Consider the following 19,024-nt stretch of genomic DNA (forward strand, 5'->3'; position numbering starts at 1 on the left):
AAAAATTTGAGCTGATTTATAAATCAGTAACAGCCCCTAAACTTGATGTGCTTACGATTCTCGAATATTTTGAAAGAATTCCTCTTTTGTATTTTTGAATAGGTTTTACCCAATCTTTTTTTCTTTTTTCTAATTCTTCGTCAGATAAATCAACTTCAATTAGTTGTTTTACAGCATCTACTGTAATTAAATCACCTTGTTTTATTAGAGCAATATTTCCTCCTACAGCAGCCTCTGGAGCTATGTGACCCACAACAAGACCATAGGTACCGCCGCTAAATCTGCCATCGGTAATTAAAGCCACCTTCTCTCCTAGCCCTTGACCAACAATTGCAGATGTTGGAGCTAACATCTCTCTCATACCTGGTCCTCCTACAGGACCTTCGTTTCTAATAACAACAACATCACCAGCTTTGATATCGTTATTTAATATCGATTTTAAACAATCTTCTTCACTTTCAAAAATTTTTGCGGGACCTGTTAATACAGGGTTTTTTACTCCGCTAATTTTGGCTACAGAACCTTCGCTCGCTAAGTTACCTTTTAATATCGCTAGATGTCCTTTTTTATAAAGAGGGTTATCTATGTCTCTTATGACATTTTGATTTGTTGGAGGCTTATCTGGAATATTTTGTAAGTATTCTGAGATGGTTTTTCCTTCAATGTTTTTGCAATCGCCATGAATTAATCCTGCATTCAAAAGTATTTTCATTACTTGTGGAATCCCACCTGCCTTATGAAGATCCACCGTCACATATTTACCACTCGGTTTAAGGTCACAAATAACGGGTACTTTTTGTCTGATTCTCTCAAAATCATTAATGTTGATATCTATTCCTGCAGTATTCGCGATAGCTAAGATGTGCAATACCGCATTTGTTGATCCGCCAATTGCCATAATTACTGATATTGCATTTTCAAATGCTTTCTTAGTCATTAGGTCTAGAGGTCTTATATCTTTTTCTATTGCGGAGACTAATATCTCAGCACTTTTGTCTGCACTTAGTTCTTTTTCAAGATCTTCAGCAGCCATAGTGGAACTGTGAGGAAGACTTAACCCTAATACTTCAATAACCGCAGACATTGTATTAGCTGTAAACATTCCTCCACAGCTACCAGCACCAGGAATACAATTTTTCTCAACTTGGATTAGCCTTTCTTCATTAATTTTGCCTGATGTTAATTGTCCAACAGCTTCAAATGCACTAACAACAGTAAGATCTTCTCCATGCAATTTCCCAGGCTTTATTGTTCCTCCATAAATGAAAATTGATGGAATATTCATTCTTGCAATCGCAATCATGGCACCCGGCATATTTTTATCACATCCACCTATAGCAAGTACTCCATCCATACTCTGAGCATTGCATGCTGTTTCAATTGAATCAGCAATAACTTCTCTTGAAACTAGGGAATATTTCATGCCCTCTGTTCCCATAGAAATCCCATCACTTACTGTTATAGTCCCAAACATCTGAGGCATCCCACCTGATCTTTTTATAGACTCTTCAGCTTTTAGAGCTAACTTATTTAAACCCATATTGCATGGTGTTATGGTGCTGTATCCATTTGCAACTCCAATAATAGGTTTATTAAAATCTTCATCATTAAATCCAACAGCTCTTAACATCGATCTGTTAGGTGATCTTTGCACACCTTGGGTTATTGCAGATGATCTGAGTTTATTCATATTATTTGAGAACCTTTTTTATTCTATTGCCCCAACTCTTCAAGTTGCTTCCTCACATCAGCAATTGCAGAATTAAGTTGCTCAACTTTCTTCTCCAGATTCTCTCCTTCAACTTCATTTATATTTTCATTTGAATCAATCGCTTCTGAGCCGTCTTGAATTCTGGAGGAATACATCATTGCTTTTTGTTTTTTTTCCTCTTTTCTTTTGTCTGCTTCAGATATTAACCACCATGCTAGACCTGCTGCTCCAATAAAAGCACCACTTATTAATGATAAAAGATTATTTGAAGACGAATCTCTGTATTCAGACATTGGTAAAATATTTACTCCTATATTCTATATTAGTTCTTATCTTGAAATATAGTACTTAAACGCGATAAAGGATTCCCAATACCGGGTACCAATAATGGTTTTTTTTCGTCTTCCTCATCTATGCAAGAAGTGTAAATTACCTGATTCGGGAATAATTTCGCAATTTCATTTAACCCTTTATTTGAGCAAATAGCAGTTATTAAAAGAATCCTATTTGAATCAACACCTAATTCCTTTAATTTAATTAAGGTTTCTAATGTGGTTGATTTTGTCGTTATTTGTTCTGAATAAAATATAACTCCTTCATTTGATTCAATAGTTTTAGGAAGTTCTCCTAATGAGAGGGTTGAATTAGGAATTACTTCTTTAGATCCAAACCAAAGAGATAACCCTTCGGGCAACATTGCGAGCACTTTTATTGGATAATCAGTATTAATAAAGAATCCATCTGTGTCCCCATTATCAGTATTTACTATTTCTTTTTTATATGGCAGCCAATTACGTAATGCTTCATATGTAAGCCATTTCCCTAATTGCTCATATCCTGTTGAGTACAAAATATCTGGAGTATTTTTTTCTCGCAATATTGAAAGCCAATGTTTTATTAATGGATGAGGAGGAACAATAACCTTTATTGACATTGCCATATATTTTCCTATAGGATACTCTTACAAACTTTAAATACTTAAGTTCTAAAATACAGTCTTATTATGATTAAATCAATTGTTTTCCCCTCACTAAAGAATGCATTAATTACTTTGTTGTTCGTTGGAATTTTATTTTTTAATTCTGTAAATTCTGCATGGGCTAAACGACCTCCTGAGATTAGAAACCAGCAAGACCTTAATTTAGAGCCAGATATGCATGGTCAAGATTTAAGCGGTAACGAATACGTTAAGTTTGATTTGAATGGATTTAATTTTAGTGAAAGTAATTTAGAAGGCGCGGTGTTCAATAATAGTAAATTGCAAAATTCAAAGTTTAATGGAGCCAATTTAAGAGATGCACTAGCTTATGCAACAGATTTTACAGATGCAGATCTTTCGGATGTTAATTTTACAAATGCTTTATTAATGGAGAGTAATTTTGAAGGAGCAAAAATAGATGGTGCAGATTTTACTGATGCAGTTCTTAGTCGTACACAACAAAAACAATTATGTGCGATTGCTAATGGCACAAATAGTTCTACAGGAGAGAGTACAGAATATAGCTTAGGTTGTTAATCATAAAAAATGAAAAAAAAAATACCAGTTATAGTTGTTTCAGGATTTCTTGGTTCAGGTAAAACAACTTTTCTAAGATATTTATTAAAAGAGAGTAATAAAAAATTTGGTTTAATAATTAATGAATTTGGTGATGTTGGAATTGACGGTGATTTGATTAAAAGTTGTGATAAATGTGATGAATCTGAAGACGACTGCGTAATCGAATTAAACAATGGATGTTTATGTTGTACTGTTCAAGATGATTTTGTTCCATCAATAAAAGCTCTCCTAGAATTTAATCCTCCTATCGAATCAATAATTATCGAAACAAGTGGCTTGGCACTACCAATTCCCTTAATTCAAGCACTTAACTGGCCTGAAATTAGGTCTTCCATTTACCTTGATGTTGTTGTTGGTATCGTTAATGGAGAATCAATGCTTAATGGTTCACCAATTAATGATTTAAATAAAATAACAAAACAATATAATGAAACAGATAAAATTGATCATAACGCCACTATAGATGAACTTTTTGAGGAGCAACTAGAAGTTTCTGATATCGTTTTAGTCTCTAGATCAGATATCTTAAATGATGATCAGTTTGAAGTTGTAAAACATAAAATTCAAGGAAGTCTAAACTCATCTACTCCAGTCCTTAAATCCAATAATGGCAAAATTGATTTGAACTATCTATTTGATTTTAATTTTAAAAAAGAGACTTATAAAGAGTTTTTAACTGAAGAACATGACCATAATCATGTTGAACTTGTATCAGATTCAATTAAATTAAATTATTTCCTTGAAAAAAATGACTTTGAAAAGGAGATGTCAAAAATTTTGGATGAATTAAACATTCTTCGAATAAAAGGACGTATTTGGATACCAAACAAATCATTACCTTTACAAATACAAATTGTTGGAAAGAAAATTAATACTTGGTTTGAAGAAGCTCCAGACAATTGTTGGAGACCAAATGATAATGCTGGGCTTGAATTAGTAATAATTTCCTTTGATGAAAATTCTATAAAAACTTTCAATAAAATAATTAAAGAGAAATTTAAGATTTTAAGTGACCCAAAAATAGCAATTTGACATTATAGTTAGCTGTCGGGATACTTACTACAGTAGACAGCCCAAGATGGAAAATCCAAAAATTTCTTTAAAACAAATAATCTCTGAAGAAGTAACATCAATTGATAAAATAAAATGTTCAAAATGTGGAGGGGCAGGAAATTTTAAAACACCTGAAAATTCAAGAAAAACTTGCCTAGTTTGTTTTGGTAGAGGCTACATAGACATTTAATAACTCAGAAAACCTTAATTTAAAAAAATATTTGTTTATTAATCAATAGTACTTTTTATTAAAATTTAAACTAATCTTCTAGTAGAAATTAATTTTTAATTGGACCAATTTGCTGTAAAAGTTTTTGTAAGACTAAGACCCTCAGTTTTAGATCCAGCAGGGGAAGCTACTAAATCTGCTTCTATAAAACTTGGAGCCGAGGGAATAAAATCATTACGTATAGGAAAAATGATTGAGGTTAAAATAGAAGGTAATGGTGAAGACGAAGTAAGGAAAAAAATTGATTTATTGTGTGATAGGTTATTCGCAAATATTGTTATTGAAGATTATGAGTATTCACTAGAAAAATTATAAGATGGATAATTTTACTGTAGGAGTTGTTGTCTTCCCTGGTTCTAATTGTGATCGTGATGTTTCATGGGCATTGGAAGGTTGTTTAGACATAAGAACAAAATACTTGTGGCATGAGTCTTCAGATTTAAGTGATGTAGATGCAATAGTTTTACCCGGAGGATTTAGCTATGGTGATTATTTAAGATGCGGAGCAATTGCGAGATTCTCTCCATTAATAAATGCCTTGGATGAGTTTGTTAAAAGCGGGAAAAGAGTTTTAGGAATTTGTAATGGGTTTCAAATTTTGACAGAATCAGGGTTTTTGCCTGGTGCGCTTGTTGCAAATAAAAATCTTAATTTTATCTGTGATGACGTTGAACTGGACATCATTTCTTCAAAAGGAGGTTGGTTCAATAATGTAGATGAAAAACAAACAATTAAGTTGCCAATAGCGCATGGGGAAGGAAGATATCATTGTGATTCTGATACTTTAAAGAAACTTGTAGATAATGAATTGATCGCTTTGAGATATAGAAATAATCCCAATGGATCCTCATTCGATATCGCGGGCATAACTAATGAGAAGGGAAATGTTCTTGGTTTAATGCCTCATCCAGAGCGAGCATGCGACGAGACAATTGGTGGGACTGATGGTCTCTTTACATTAAAATCATTAATATTGAAATAAAAAAAGACCTCCAATTTTGGTGGTCTTTTTTTATTTAATTTGGGAAGAAATTAAACAGTAGCTTTTACTTTTGGATCCAAATCACCTTTTGCGTAAAGATCAGCAAAATAATTAGTGCTATTTTGTTTGATCTTACTTGCTTGACCTTCACACCAGAACTGCTTGTATCTATCAAGACAAACTTGCTTCATGTATTTTCTAGCAGGCTTGTTGAAATGTCTTGGGTCGAAGTTTGCCTTATCAGCAAATGCTGCCTCTCTAACCGCGGCAGTGAAAGCAAGTCTGTTATCAGTATCAATGTTGACTTTCCTAACTCCATTTCTTATTCCCTCTTGAATTTCTTCAACAGGAACACCATATGTTTGAGGAATTTCACCGCCAAATTTGTTAATGATATCCAACCATTCTTGAGGAACTGAACTAGATCCATGCATTACAAGATGGGTATTTGGAAGTGCTTTATGAATTTCAGCAATTCTGCTTATTGCAAGAACTTCTCCTGTAGGTTTTCTTGTAAATTTATAAGCACCATGACTTGTTCCTATAGCAATAGCTAAAGCATCGACTTTTGTTTTAGCTACAAAATCTGCAGCTTCTTCAGGATCAGTCAGAAGCATATCTGTAGAAAGTTCACCTTCAAATCCATGACCATCTTCCGCTTCACCTTTTCCTGTCTCTAATGAACCTAAGCAACCCAACTCTCCTTCAACACTAACTCCAACTGAATGAGCAAAATCTACTACTTTTTTAGTAACTGCAACATTGTATTCGTAACTAGCGGGTGTTTTTGCATCTGCCTCTAGAGAACCGTCCATCATTACTGATGTGAAACCATTTATTGCTGCTGAATAACATGTTGATGGCTCATTACCGTGGTCTTGGTGCATTACTACTGGAATATTAGGATATGTTTCTGTAGCAGCAAGGATTAGATGACGTAGGAAAATTTCTCCTGCATAATTTCTTGCCCCTCTTGAAGCTTGGAGGATTACAGGACTATCAGTTTCATATGCTGCTTCCATGATTGCTTGAACTTGTTCAAGGTTATTAACATTGAAAGCTGGAATACCGTAACCATTCTCAGCAGCGTGATCTAAAAGTAGTCTTAGTGGAACGAGGGCCATAATTAAAATAAGTTAAATGCTATATAAAGCATATGTTTCCGAGAGTTTAGTATAAAGAGGTATCAAATGTCACGTCATTAGATATACAAAATACTAAATTAAAGAAACTTATTTTATGACCCAGAGTACATTTTTAGGAGTTTTTAGTTAATAAGTGTAGCCGGCCACAAACAATTGCTCATCAGATGAAGGTTGAGATCCTGCTACATAGGCACCTTTTGAAGCTTCAGAGTTTGCTTGAGCTCTTGCTATTAATGCTTTTTGACCTCCTTCAACATCGCTTCCTTTCCAGGCCTTTAAGCATGAATGTTGTAATGCTCTTCCATAGGAGAATGAAACATTCCATAAAGCTTTCCTGTAAAGAGTGTTCATATTATTTAGATAAACTGAAGCAGCTTCTTCGCTTAACCCTCCTGATAAGAAAACTATTCCAGGAACAGATGCAGGAACGCATCTTTCCATAGTTCTAATTGTCATTTCAGCAACCTTCATAGGATCAGCCTTTGTTGGACAATCTGCTCCATTAACAGTCATAGAAGGTTTTAATAGAGTACCTTCTAGAAATACTCCATTTGCTTGACAGGCAATATAAACCTGCTTTATTACCTCTTCTTGAACTTCAGCAGTTTTTTCAATAGTATGGTCGCCGTCCATTAAGATTTCTGGTTCAATAATTGGTACTAACCCAGATTCTTGAACTGATCTTGCATACCTTGCTAATCCCCAAGCATTCTCTTGAATTGATAGTTTTGAAGGACAACCATCATTTGTAATTTGCAGAACTGCTCTCCACTTTGCAAATCTGGCACCTTGTTCATAATATTTTGCGGCTCTTTCAACTAACCCATCTAGGCCAGAGCAAAAAGTTTCTACATCTCCTCCTCCTGGAAGTGGATTTAGGCCTTTATCGACCTTTATACCTGGAATAATACCTAAATCATTTAGTTTCTTAACCATTGACTCGCCATCTTGGTGATTCTGATAAAGAGTTTCTTCGAAGAGGATTGCTCCACTTATATATTTGCCAAGACCTTGTGTAGTAAAAAGCATTCCTCTATATGCCTTCCTATTGTCTTCAGTATTCTCAACGCCAATTCCAGCGAGTCTTTTACCTACTGTTTTAGTGGATTCATCTACCGCTAATATTCCTTTTCCTTTAGAAGCTAGTAATTGAGCATTTTCTTTAAGCTCATTTTTGTAATAATTTAAAGCCATTCTTTAATAATTCAGTTCAATTGATTTTTCCAGAATATGAAAAAAAAATAAAATCAATTCAATACTTTATGGGGTGATAATTGCTACTTATAAATGTATAGCCTTAAATTTTGATACTTAATCCACTTTTGGAAGATTCTCTTATGGCTTCGCAAACTTTATGACTAGCAAGTCCCTCGCATAAGCCTGGGATTACAGGTGTTCCGTTAATTATACTCTGAGCCCATAAATTTTGAATTCTCAAAACTGGAGCTATTCTCCCATCAGTCCATGTTTTTTCAAAATTAAAACTTGAATCTGCAGTTAGATTTTGTATTTTATTTTCGTTGTTTGAATATTTCAAATTAAAACCATGTACATAATCTTTTTGGTTTTCGCTTTTAAGAATTAGTGAACCTTCGCTTCCATATATTTCTAAACAAAATCCTCTACCATTTTTAGAAATTGATGATAAAGATACCTGACATGGAATAAGATTCGAGCTGTAGTTTGTTATTTCTATATTGGCTAAACATACATCCTCACTCGTAACAGCATTTAAATCAGATGAATTAGGTAAAGGTCTTTTTTTTATTGATGTTGCTAACTTGCCAGATACGTTTATTGCTTCTCCAAAAAACCAATTCAACATATCGAATGCATGAGTACCTAAAGCACCAATAACTCCTCCACCTTTTTCTTCCAATGAATACCAATTCCAGAATCTTTTGGGGTCGGATCTACTGCCCATTAACCAATCTAATTTGACTAAATATATATCTCCTAAGATATTTTCATCAATAAGTTTTTTTGTCTGAAGGAAAAGAGGTACTGCTCTATATTCAAAATCAACACATACGCTTAAATTATTAATCAAAGATATTCTCTGAAGCTCTTCAATTTCTGAGGAGGATATTGAAACGGGTTTTTCTAGGAGCAGATTTTTATTATTCTCAAGAGCTTGTTTTGCTAACTTAAATCTTGATTCAGGAGGAGTGGCAATAATAATTCCATCAATTTTTGGAGATTTAACTAAGTCTTCCCAATTATGAAAAAAATCTAAGCCCGTTTCTTTTTCTAATATCGATTTTTGCTTTTTATCGTAATGATAAATTGCTACAGGAGTTAAGTGATCAGACTCTTTTAATGCCTCTAAATGAACTTTTTTCCCAAACCCTAGTCCAGCGATTGCTATTTTTAATTTTTTATTTTTAGTATTCATTCTTATTTATTAATAAACTCTGAACAGCTGTTTTCAATAACAACATCTATAAGTTCATCATTATTAGAAGTTTGCCATTTTGAATTGAATTGAGGAATTCCATTTATTGATGTATCTTTGAATTTTTTTTCATTGCAATTAATTCTCATTACATAAAGTGATAACTCTCCATCATCATCTGAATTAGTTGGATTCTTAAAGAACTTTGTTAATACACTTATTTCACCATTTGGGAGCGACTTAATACTCCCTTGATCAAGCCATTCTTTCCCAACATAATTCTCTTTAAGGAGAACCCAATCAACATTTCCTATCGCATAAGAATAGGAGGCAAAGTTTAAAATAAAGAGTAGAAAGCTTAAAGAAAAATAAAATAAATTAGAAATTTTTCTCATTTTATGTATTTGCTTCTGCAAGTTCTTTTACACCATGAATTTTTAAAATTTTAGTCAGAGTATCCTTGAGATCTTTCCTTTTCACTATTACATCAACAAAACCATGCTCAAGCAGATATTCAGCTGTTTGAAAATTATCGGGTAATTTTTCTCTTAATGTTTGTTCTATAACCCTTCTTCCAGCAAATCCAATAAGTGCTTTAGGTTCCGCCAAAATTAAATCACCTAACATCGCAAAGCTGGCTGTTACCCCTCCAGTAGTTGGATGAGTTAACAAGGGCATATATAAGAGATTTTTCTCTTTATGTTTTTTTAGTGCTCCAGATATTTTTGCCATTTGCATGAGACTTAACATGCCTTCTTGCATCCTTGCTCCTCCTGATGCGCAAACAATAAGAATTGGAAAATTTTCCAAAGTTGCTCTCTCAATTATCCTTGTAATTTTTTCACCAACTACTGAACCCATGGATCCTCCCATAAATCTAAAATCCATAACAGCTAATGCTAAAGGCATTGAATTCACAGAACAGATACCTGTTACGACTCCATCTCTTAAACCTGTACCTGCTTGACTTTCTTTAATTCGATCAGCATACGCTCTTCTATCTTTAAAACCCAAAGGATCTGTAGGACTTAGTAAACTATCAAATTCTTTGAATGAATTTTTATCAGCAATTATATTTATCCTTTCATCGCTATTAATCCTATTGTGGTGTCCACAATTATTACAAACATTGAAATTTGAAATTAGGTCTTTTCTGTAGGCTACTTGCGAACACTCTGAACATTTAACCCACAAACCATCTCCTTCGTCAGTATCTTGGGAAACTTTCCCAACAAATTGATCTTTACGCCTTGCGGCAAACCAGTCGATTAATGACACAACTTTTCCTGTTTTTTCTATTTAAATCTAAGTAAGGTACTTTTATCAAGAAAGATATATAAAAATTTGAGATCCTCTAGATTAAAAACTTCTCAAAGTTAAAAAATAATGATTTGAGTTGTTAATCGAAAATTAATTATTATTTATTTTTCTCCTCAATCATTTTATGAATTATTGGAGTGAGAATTAGTTCCATTGCGAATCCCATTTTTCCTCCATTTACAACGATACTTGTTGGACTTGACATAAATGAATCATTAATCATTCCAAGCAAGTATTGAAAATCAATCCCCCATTTCTCTCTTGCCCCTTTTCTGAAATGTATGATCACAAAGCTCTCATCAGGAGTTGGGATATTCCTGCATATGAAAGGATTAGAAGTGTCAATTGTGGGAATTCTTTGGAAATTAATATCGGTTTTGCTGAATTGTGGGCATATATGATTTATATAATCAGGCATTCTTCTCAATATTGTATCCACAATGGTTTCCGCTGAGTAACCTCTTTCTGCGTTATCTCTATGGATTTTTTGAATCCACTCTAAATTTGTTATCGGAACAACGCCAACAAGTAAATCCGCATAAGAGGCAACATTGTATCCATCACCTTCTACCCCGCCATGCAAACCTTCATAAAAAAGTACATCTGTTCCCTCAGGAATATCTTCCCATGGAGTAAATTGCCCAGGTTCTAGGGATGTCCCAAGTCTTGTATTATGTTCTTCTGCTTCTTCAAGACTATGTAGATAATATCTTTTCTTTCCTCCTCCAGTTTCACCATAGATTTTAAAAAGTTCTTCTAACTTGTCAAAAAGATTAGCCTCTGGACCAAAATGAGAGAAATTTTCACCTTTTGAAAGAGCTTCTGCCATAGCTTTTTTCATAGGCATTCTTTCAAATCTGTGGTAACTATCACCTTCTACAACTGCTGGAACAATATCTTCTCTGGCAAAAATATGCTCAAAGGCTCTTTTTACTGTACTTGTTCCTGCTCCTGAAGATCCTGTTACAGCGACTACTGGATGACGTTTTGACATTTTTTAAAAACAATATCTAATGATTCTGACAGGTCATATGCCAACTTTATGTTTTACTTAAAAATATTTTTTTATTTATTAATTTTTTTTTAAATTTCATACATTATTTTATCTCCGATTTCACTGCAAGATAAAACTTCAGTAGACCCATCAGCTAAATCTGCTGTTCTAAATCCTTTTGATAAAACTTTATCAATGGCAGTTTCTAAATTTTCTGCAGCTTCTTCTTCATTTAATCCAATTTTTAACATCATGGAAGCAGATAAAAGCATTGCAATAGGATTAGCTATGTTTTTACCAGCTATATCAGGAGCCGAACCATGAACAGGTTCAAAAACGCCTGGGCCATTATTGTTTAAAGAAGCAGATGGAAGCATACCAATAGAACCAGTTAACATTGCTGCTAAATCGCTTAAAATATCTCCAAATAAATTACTAGTTAAAATCACATCAAATTGACCAGGATCTCTAACTAATTGCATTGCTGCATTATCAACGTACATATTGCTTAGGGATATATTTTTATCTTTTGAGGTGATATTTAAAACTGTATCTCTCCATAATTGACTAACCTCAAGAACGTTTGATTTATCAACAGAACATATTTTTTTATTTCTTTGGTTAGCAATTTTTATTGCTATTTCAGTTATTCTTTCTATTTCGGTCAAATCATAAACCATTGTATTGAAAGCTTTTGGGATTTTTGTATTTGTTATATGTCCTCTTGGTTTTCCAAAATAAATTCCCCCTATTAATTCTCTTACAACAATAAGATCTACATTCTCAACGATTTCTTTTTTTAATGTACTTGCTTCCAAGAGAGATTTTCTTATTTTGACAGGCCTGATATTTGCAAAAAGGTTTAGAGCAGATCTTAACTTTAGTAACCCACTTTCTGGCCTTAATTCTCTTGCAAGAGAATCATATTTTATATCTCCAACACATGCTAAAAGTACTGCATCACTTTTTTTGCATTGATCTAGTGTCTCATCTGGAGCAGGAGTACCATATTTTTCATATGCTATCCCTCCAAATAATTTTTCAATAATCTCAATATCGAAATTATGATTTTTTGAAAGCTTTTTTAAAACTTTTTTTGAAACTTCTGAAATCTCTGGTCCAATTCCGTCTCCTGACAATAAAACAATCTTATAATTTTTCATTTAAATTTTTATTTAATAGAACAATAAATTATTGCTTGTCTAATTGTCTAAGTTTTTTTGCTAATTCTGGTAATTTTTTAAAAATACTTGAACTCCTTAGCCATGATTTATTTTCCATAGCGGGGAAACCACTTATTACCTTGCCATCTTCAATGTCACAATGGATTCCGCATTTTGAACTCGCAATGACATTATTACCAACTTTTACTCTATTATTGACTCCTACTTGCCCTGCCAAAATAACACCATCTCCAATATTTGCGCCTCCAGCGATACCAACTTGAGCTGCAAATGCACAATTCTTTCCAATTTTTACGCCATGACCTATTTGTATTAAATTATCCAACTTTGTTCCCTCATCAATAAAAGTAAATCCAACTGCAGGTCTATCAATACAACAATTAGTTCCAATTTCTACAAAACTCATTATTTTTACACCACCTTTTTGCGGCATCTTTACCCATTTGCCATTTTCAGGAATATAACCAAATCCCTCTGATCCAATAACAGAATTTGAATTAATTACACAATTATTTTTTAGAGTGGTATTTTCGTAAATAACACAATTTGGATGAATTATATTATTATTTCCTATTTGAACATTGCCTAAAATTGATGATCCAGGAAGAATATGATTATTGTCTCCAATTACGGTATTTTCTCCAATATAGACATTAGGTCCAATATGGCAATCTGCTCCAATTATTGCTGTTTTATCTATAACTGCTGAAGCATGAATTCCTGGTTTGAAATTGATAGTTTTATATAAATAATCCAATACTTCTGCAAATGCAATTCTTGGATTTTTAACGATTATGCTAGATATATTGAGTTTTTTTAGAGCACTAACGATTTCATCGTTGTTAGTAGTTATTATTGCTGATGCTTTAGTTTGATCTAATTTTTCTTTAAGGATATTATTTTCCTCTAAAAAAGATATTTGATGTTTAACTGCAGCATCTAATGAGGCAGCATCATCTATATTTAAATCTTCGAAAATATTGGCACTAATAAAATTTGAATTTCCTTTTTTTATTAGATCAACTAAATCACTTAAAAGCATTTTTCAGTTTTAATTTTTTCTAAGAGAGAGCAAGAACATCTCTATGAACGACAATTATCGAGGAGTTGTTATTTTCTTTATTATTTAAGATACTTCTTAATTTGTCGCTACTTATTGATACTAAACCTTTTGCAACTTCTTTATCATTTGTATTTACGATTTTAACTGCCTGATTAATCGTAAAGTTTCCTTCTACATTCTTAACACCAACCGCTAAAAGTGAGGCACCTTTTTTTTTAATTGCAAAAGAAGCGCCATCATCTAAAGTAATTTTCCCTACTGTTTGAATTGCGTGTGAAAGCCAACTTTTTTTGTTTCCAATAGGTTTTTCTACTGGATAAAATAAAGTTCCAATTTTATTATCATTAAATATTTCAATTAAGTTTTTTTTATTAGTTCCATCAACTAGTTGGACTTCGACTCCTCCTTTTGTTGCTATTTCTGCAGAAATTAATTTTGTAGAAATTCCTCCTGTTCCCCATTCATTATTTGAGTTTTGAATATTTTTATCTTTAATTTCCTTTAATTCACTATTATGAACTTCTTTGATAGGTTGCGCATCTTTATTATTACGTGGATCTTTTGAGTATAGATTTTCAATATCGGTTAATAAAATAAGCTTGTTAGCATTTATAGCCAAGGCAACTAAAGCAGAGAGGGTATCATTATCTCCATATTTAAGCTCTTCATTTGCTACGGTATCATTTTCATTTACTATTGGAATAACATTCAAATCGATTAATCTTTTTAAAGTTTTAGAAGCGTTATTAAAGGATTCTCGTGAATTGAAATCAGCTTTAGTTATTAAAATTTGAGCAATATTAAGACCTAATCTATTAAATACTTTATCGTATAAGGACATTAAATTAACTTGACCTACTGCAGCAGTAGCTTGAAGGGTACTTAAATCATTTGGTCTTGTTTTAATATTTAACTTTTGGCAACCTAATCCAACGGCTCCACTAGTTACTAAAATTAACTTGTTTCCTTTTGAAAGAAAACTTGTAAAGGATCTAGAAAGGTTTTCAATAACTTCTTCTGTAGATGTTTCCTCTGTTCCTCTTAAAATACTAGTACCAATTTTTATAACCCAAGTTTTCATTTTATAAAATGAGAAATTAATTTTTCTATTGTCAAAGTTAAATTAAATTTTATAGGCAGGCCATCTCTATTTAATCTCTTAACTAATATTGTTTTTATATCACATCTATTCCCAACAATAATATCTGTAAAAATTCTGTCGCCAATAATGGCTATATTTTTTGGCTCTCTGCCAATTTCTTTGATAGCAGACAAAGTTACTTTTTTTCTGGGTTTTGATGCATTGTATTTATAACTTAAATTTAATTCTTTCGCTATTTTTTCGATTCTTTTTTTTGATGGATTATTACTTATTAGATATAAGGAGAAAAGTTTTTTAGATTCTATGATCCAATTTTTTACAGCTTTTGGGATCATATTTGATTTTCTATTTACTAGAGTCCCATCAACGTCTAGCAATAAAGAATTAATTCCTTTTTTTTGCAACTCAGATTGAGAAATATTATATATTGGTAAGTTTGAATCCCAATTGATATTTAGGATAGATCTCATTTATTTTAAGAACTACTTTTTTCAAGCTCAGTTTCAATCAAAGGTTGAATTTTATCGAACTCATCATCTTCAACTAATAAGGCACCTTTGTCTTTTAATTTACCAACAATAAAAAAAGGATCTAGTGGTATATATAAGCCATATTCTTGGTCAAAAAGATTAAAGTTAACTAGCAATTCATAACTCTCACTATCATCATCGACGTAATCTTCTTCTAATTCATCGTAAATTGGTTCTTCAAGTTCTCCTGAAACTGTTAATGTAACCGCTGATCTGATAAGTCTTAAATCATGTTCTTGAAGGACTGCTTCAGCATTTTTTAGTATTTGTTCATTTTTATCTATTTTCTCAATTAGTTCAGGTTCATCTTTTTCATTTATCTTAAAAAGACTTACTGGTGTATCAACTGGCGTTAATAAAGCATATTCTTGGCCTTCAACACTTACTAATTGTTCAAGATAACAGAATAGCTCGTTTCCATTTGAGTCATTTAATAAAAGAGTCTGTGCATCATAATTATCATTTGAATTGGCTTCTTTCATTTAAAAATTATCTATCCTTTTTAATACTAATATTTTATCTGACGTTTACCAGCTATTTCTTCTAATTCAGGACCTTCTTCGATCCATTGTTCAAGTATTATTTTTGCTGAAAAACTATCAATCAATCCAGATTTATCTTTTTTTATTCCAAATCTTTCTGAAGATTCCCAAGTTGAACTATGTTCGTTGACATAAGAAAATGGAAGCTTTAATTCATTTGAAAGTAATTGACCGTAATTTTTACAGTCAATAGCTTGAGTGGTCATTTTACCTTTCTCATCTAGCGGAATACCCACAATAAAACCAGTCAAATTAAATTCATTTATATAATTTCTAATGATTTTAATCTCTTGATTATTTTCAAATCGTTTTACTGCTGGAAGTATATTTGATGTTATGCAAAGGGGATCACAATAAGCTAATCCTATTCTTTTGGTGCCTATATCCAAACTCAAAATTGACTTGGGCTTGGGTTTGCAAAATTTCACTTTGTTTTTAATGGAAAAGGAGATGGATATGGATTACCTTGTGGGCTTAATTTTTCAAAGATTGATTCCAAAGATTGATTTATTATATTTACTTGTTTGGCTTCATTCTTAATTATTGTGTTCCTAATAAGAATTATTTCTTGATTTTTTTCTTTGATATTACACTCTTCAAGAAAAACATTTAATTGAGAATTTTCTTTATAGGTTTTTAAATATGAAACAGGTGATTTTTCAAAAAATCTTTTTATAAATTCTTTTAAAATAGAATTGAATCTGTTATCCCAATATCTACTAATAGTTAAAGTATAAATTTCTTCATTTTGATAATTAATATCTTTTAAAATTGTACATAAAACTGAATTTTCATATATTAAGGTACCACTCTTAGAGTTATTTCTTTTAAGAATGTCGTCTTGATCAAAATCTAAAATATTTCTTATTAAAGGAGATTGATTTGATCTTATGAAATTAACTATTTTTAATATATTTTGTTTATTAATGTTTTGGAATTCATTAATTAATGTATAGGCATTGGTATTTTGATTTTTAGGTTTATTTAGATCAGAACCATCCCAAAGGATTATCTCTCCTAAAGGTTGAAAGCCTAATTCTCTTGCGTTTGATATGAGGTCAACATTATTTATATCTGAATTAATTATCCAACTTGAAGTTTTGATTTCTTTTATTGAGATGGATTTTTTTATCAATCCTAAAGTTAATTGTTTATCGGTTAAAGAACACTTGCTTTTAATCAACTTGGGTTTAGATATTTTTAAGCAAGTCTCTTTTTTGTTTAAAGGAAAAATATTTAAATAACCAATAATTTCGTTTCCATATATAGCAATTATGCATTTATTTTTATTTTTCTTAAGATTATTCAAGAAGATTTTTAAGTCATCAAAGGTATTGATAATTGCCATCTTTAAAAACCAATTATTCAATTCCTTATTTTTAATATCTATTAAAAGATTAATGTGCCGTATATGGAGTTCTTCAAAAGTTACTTCCATTCCTTTTTTAGATTGAAAAGAATAAGAGGTATCTTTTTTCATTTACTTTTTTTCTCTTATTAATACTATAGGGGTTTTTTCATCTCCATTGCCAGCTGGATTAGATAATAAGTTTTTTTTAAGTATTTTATTTACTTTTTTATTTGAACTTGCTAAGACTTTCACACCTCCAAGATCATTAACATCGACAACTGCAACATCTATCTTTAGATAGTTCGAGACCTCCTTACAAAATAAATCCGCATTGAGAGGACCCATAACTATACTCTTGTCGTAAGGTGTAACTGTGCCGCTTATATCATCAATGAGGGATGATTCTGAACCAGTTAACCTATAAAACATACCTTTAATCCCAACTAATTTGAAGAGATATCCAACAAATAGTGCAAAGGTTATTCTTGTGACTCCGATTTTATTTATTAATAATTGCATCCCGCAAGCTGTTGCGAGACTGCTTGTAGGGTGAAAAAAATAACATAAAGCTTTCGAAAATAAACTATATTCTAAATTTTGAGGGGAAATATATCTATTTTGCATAATCGCTAGCGGACTCTCACCGATAGTTAAAATATCATTTTTTTCTACAATTCCTTTGCAGTATTTAATCACAGTATTTACTGGGTTATCAAAGCAACCAAGTAAATCAGTTTTAATAGCAAGTGCTTTATATTTATTATTTATTGGAATTTCAAAAACCTCTTTCGGCCTTTGTTTTTGACCATCTAAATTAATTAAGAAACAATCCTTATTATTTGAAATACCAAAATGTCCATAGTTCTCCCAATATATTTTTAACCATAGATATTTTATTTTTTTTCTAAAGTTATCATTGCTAAATTTATATATGATTCTTACAAATAATTCTGAATTTGACTTGATAATTGTTGTTGGCCAGTAATTATTTAAATTCTTAATTTTATTATTTTCATATATGTAAATATCTTGTTGATAATTAAAATTTTGGCAATATTCGTTACCTTTACTTTTAAAACAATCTAACTCAAAATTTATATTAGAAACCATCGTCTCTTTAGTTTTACTTTTATTAGTTATTTTTAAATCAATAATTAATTCGTTTAAACCATCCTTTTTTTTGATTTTGTAATTTATAGGTACCAGATTTAACTTTGATTTGGGTGAGTTTTTAATATATAAATCTGAAATAATTAAAAAAATTAAAAGAACTAAGAAGATATTTATTAATATCATTTTTTTTTAATTAATTTTTGTTTTTATTTTTTTTTTCAGAAATGATACTGTTGTATTCATTAAAACTTTCTACAGAAAATGTCGTTTCTTCTATATCAATTCCCTTTAGTTCTCCAATAACTTTGTTTAATTCATCGATATTAATCATTCCATTTTTATCAAATTTAACTGCACCATCACTATTTAAAATAATGGTTTGTGGAATTAATCCGTTCCAATAATAATTAGGTTCATTTCTAAGATCAGACTTTTCTTTATCCTGTAAATCATCAGTAGTTAGAGCAATGATATCTATATTATTTCTCCATATCAAATCTAAACCGGATATTATCGGAGCCATAGCTTTACTATCCGAGCTGTCGTCAAGATAAAAAAATAAAACTGAAACTCTTTTATTTTTTAATGATTCCTGAAGAGTTGTCTGGGGAGGAACTATAGCCCCATTACCTGAGTATATTGGGAAAATGTTGCCATCGTAACTATCAGTATCTCTAGAGGCATTTGCTTTAAATGGGCTTAAGAAAATTAATGCTATCAGGATCCATTGAATTATTTTCATTAAAGTTTAA

The 19,024-nt window shown here is 31.5% G+C and carries 23 protein-coding genes; 5 read left to right on the forward strand and 18 right to left on the reverse strand.

Annotation, left to right across the window (positions count from 1 at the left end; all coding sequences use genetic code 11):
• Window positions 1-16: 16 nt before the first annotated feature.
• The 3 genes from ilvD to A9601_RS13125 are packed head-to-tail and all read right to left on the reverse strand — an operon-like array spanning window position 17 to window position 2,651.
• The gene (ilvD, locus tag A9601_RS13115; RefSeq protein ID WP_011818279.1) at window positions 17-1,690 is read right to left on the reverse strand and encodes a dihydroxy-acid dehydratase; all 1,674 of its coding nucleotides are present in this window, start codon (window positions 1,688-1,690) and stop codon (window positions 17-19) included.
• A gap of 23 nt (window positions 1,691-1,713) precedes the next feature.
• A complete protein-coding gene (locus A9601_RS13120) occupies window positions 1,714-2,004 on the reverse strand; it encodes a hypothetical protein (protein ID WP_011376338.1) in 291 nt (96 codons plus the stop codon).
• Window positions 2,005-2,033: 29 nt separating this feature from the next.
• Window positions 2,034-2,651 carry a uracil phosphoribosyltransferase gene (locus A9601_RS13125; RefSeq protein WP_011818280.1) on the reverse strand — a complete coding sequence of 206 codons (618 nt, stop codon included), beginning with the start codon at window positions 2,649-2,651 and terminating at the stop codon, window positions 2,034-2,036.
• Window positions 2,652-2,714: 63 nt separating this feature from the next.
• Between A9601_RS13125 and A9601_RS13130 the strand changes: the two genes are divergently transcribed.
• From A9601_RS13130 to purQ, 5 genes are all read left to right on the forward strand, one after another.
• Window positions 2,715-3,227 carry a pentapeptide repeat-containing protein gene (locus A9601_RS13130; RefSeq protein WP_011818281.1) on the forward strand — a complete coding sequence of 171 codons (513 nt, stop codon included), beginning with the start codon at window positions 2,715-2,717 and terminating at the stop codon, window positions 3,225-3,227.
• Window positions 3,228-3,236: 9 nt separating this feature from the next.
• Window positions 3,237-4,301, forward strand: a complete 1,065-nt coding sequence (locus tag A9601_RS13135; protein ID WP_011818282.1) for a GTP-binding protein — start codon at window positions 3,237-3,239, stop codon at window positions 4,299-4,301.
• 46 nt (window positions 4,302-4,347) lie between these two features.
• Window positions 4,348-4,512 carry a hypothetical protein gene (locus A9601_RS18615; protein WP_011818283.1) on the forward strand — a complete coding sequence of 55 codons (165 nt, stop codon included), beginning with the start codon at window positions 4,348-4,350 and terminating at the stop codon, window positions 4,510-4,512.
• Between the two features lie 99 nt (window positions 4,513-4,611).
• Window positions 4,612-4,866 carry a phosphoribosylformylglycinamidine synthase subunit PurS gene (gene purS / locus A9601_RS13140; protein WP_011818284.1) on the forward strand — a complete coding sequence of 85 codons (255 nt, stop codon included), beginning with the start codon at window positions 4,612-4,614 and terminating at the stop codon, window positions 4,864-4,866.
• 1 nt (window position 4,867) lies between these two features.
• Window positions 4,868-5,533 (forward strand): phosphoribosylformylglycinamidine synthase subunit PurQ, encoded by a 666-nt coding sequence (gene purQ, locus A9601_RS13145; protein WP_011818285.1) that lies wholly within the window; start codon window positions 4,868-4,870, stop codon window positions 5,531-5,533.
• A 50-nt stretch (window positions 5,534-5,583) separates the two neighbouring features.
• On the opposite strand, the gene fba is transcribed toward purQ, so the two are convergent.
• The 15 genes from fba to A9601_RS13220 all read right to left on the reverse strand — a co-directional run bounded on the left by fba (window position 5,584) and on the right by A9601_RS13220 (window position 19,014).
• Entirely contained in the window at window positions 5,584-6,657 is a 1,074-nt protein-coding gene (gene fba / locus A9601_RS13150; RefSeq protein WP_011818286.1) for a class II fructose-bisphosphate aldolase, read from the reverse strand.
• Between the two features lie 147 nt (window positions 6,658-6,804).
• Complete coding sequence (locus A9601_RS13155; RefSeq protein ID WP_011818287.1) at window positions 6,805-7,872, reverse strand: class I fructose-bisphosphate aldolase; 1,068 nt, start codon at window positions 7,870-7,872, stop codon at window positions 6,805-6,807.
• A gap of 103 nt (window positions 7,873-7,975) precedes the next feature.
• Complete coding sequence (locus A9601_RS13160; RefSeq protein ID WP_011818288.1) at window positions 7,976-9,073, reverse strand: Gfo/Idh/MocA family protein; 1,098 nt, start codon at window positions 9,071-9,073, stop codon at window positions 7,976-7,978.
• A 2-nt stretch (window positions 9,074-9,075) separates the two neighbouring features.
• A complete protein-coding gene (locus A9601_RS13165; RefSeq protein WP_011818289.1) occupies window positions 9,076-9,468 on the reverse strand; it encodes a hypothetical protein in 393 nt (130 codons plus the stop codon).
• Between the two features lies 1 nt (window position 9,469).
• Window positions 9,470-10,351: an acetyl-CoA carboxylase, carboxyltransferase subunit beta gene (accD, locus tag A9601_RS13170; RefSeq protein ID WP_011818290.1), complete on the reverse strand. Its 882-nt coding sequence runs from the start codon at window positions 10,349-10,351 to the stop codon at window positions 9,470-9,472.
• 139 nt (window positions 10,352-10,490) lie between these two features.
• Entirely contained in the window at window positions 10,491-11,387 is an 897-nt protein-coding gene (locus tag A9601_RS13175; RefSeq protein ID WP_011818291.1) for a phosphoribulokinase, read from the reverse strand.
• A gap of 89 nt (window positions 11,388-11,476) precedes the next feature.
• Window positions 11,477-12,550: a 3-isopropylmalate dehydrogenase gene (gene leuB, locus A9601_RS13180; protein ID WP_011818292.1), complete on the reverse strand. Its 1,074-nt coding sequence runs from the start codon at window positions 12,548-12,550 to the stop codon at window positions 11,477-11,479.
• A gap of 28 nt (window positions 12,551-12,578) precedes the next feature.
• On the reverse strand, window positions 12,579-13,613 hold the full coding sequence (gene lpxD, locus A9601_RS13185) for a UDP-3-O-(3-hydroxymyristoyl)glucosamine N-acyltransferase (RefSeq protein WP_011818293.1): 1,035 nt from the start codon (window positions 13,611-13,613) through the stop codon (window positions 12,579-12,581).
• 19 nt (window positions 13,614-13,632) lie between these two features.
• Window positions 13,633-14,715, reverse strand: a complete 1,083-nt coding sequence (gene proB / locus A9601_RS13190) for a glutamate 5-kinase (RefSeq protein ID WP_011818294.1) — start codon at window positions 14,713-14,715, stop codon at window positions 13,633-13,635.
• On the reverse strand, window positions 14,712-15,206 hold the full coding sequence (locus A9601_RS13195; RefSeq protein ID WP_011818295.1) for a YqeG family HAD IIIA-type phosphatase: 495 nt from the start codon (window positions 15,204-15,206) through the stop codon (window positions 14,712-14,714). The genes proB and A9601_RS13195 overlap by 4 nt, the downstream gene beginning before the upstream one ends.
• Before the next feature lie 5 nt (window positions 15,207-15,211).
• Window positions 15,212-15,748: a DUF3727 domain-containing protein gene (locus A9601_RS13200; protein WP_011818296.1), complete on the reverse strand. Its 537-nt coding sequence runs from the start codon at window positions 15,746-15,748 to the stop codon at window positions 15,212-15,214.
• A gap of 26 nt (window positions 15,749-15,774) precedes the next feature.
• A complete protein-coding gene (ruvX, locus tag A9601_RS13205; protein ID WP_011818297.1) occupies window positions 15,775-16,236 on the reverse strand; it encodes a Holliday junction resolvase RuvX in 462 nt (153 codons plus the stop codon).
• Complete coding sequence (locus A9601_RS13210) at window positions 16,233-17,288, reverse strand: hypothetical protein (RefSeq protein WP_011818298.1); 1,056 nt, start codon at window positions 17,286-17,288, stop codon at window positions 16,233-16,235. The genes ruvX and A9601_RS13210 overlap by 4 nt, the downstream gene beginning before the upstream one ends.
• Entirely contained in the window at window positions 17,289-18,455 is a 1,167-nt protein-coding gene (locus tag A9601_RS13215) for a hypothetical protein (protein WP_011818299.1), read from the reverse strand.
• 10 nt (window positions 18,456-18,465) lie between these two features.
• On the reverse strand, window positions 18,466-19,014 hold the full coding sequence (locus A9601_RS13220) for a thylakoid membrane photosystem I accumulation factor (protein WP_011818300.1): 549 nt from the start codon (window positions 19,012-19,014) through the stop codon (window positions 18,466-18,468).
• Window positions 19,015-19,024: the final 10 nt, after the last annotated feature.

It is taken from the genome of Prochlorococcus marinus str. AS9601 (assembly GCF_000015645.1).
Classification (GTDB): Bacteria; Cyanobacteriota; Cyanobacteriia; order PCC-6307; family Cyanobiaceae; genus Prochlorococcus_A; species Prochlorococcus_A marinus_O.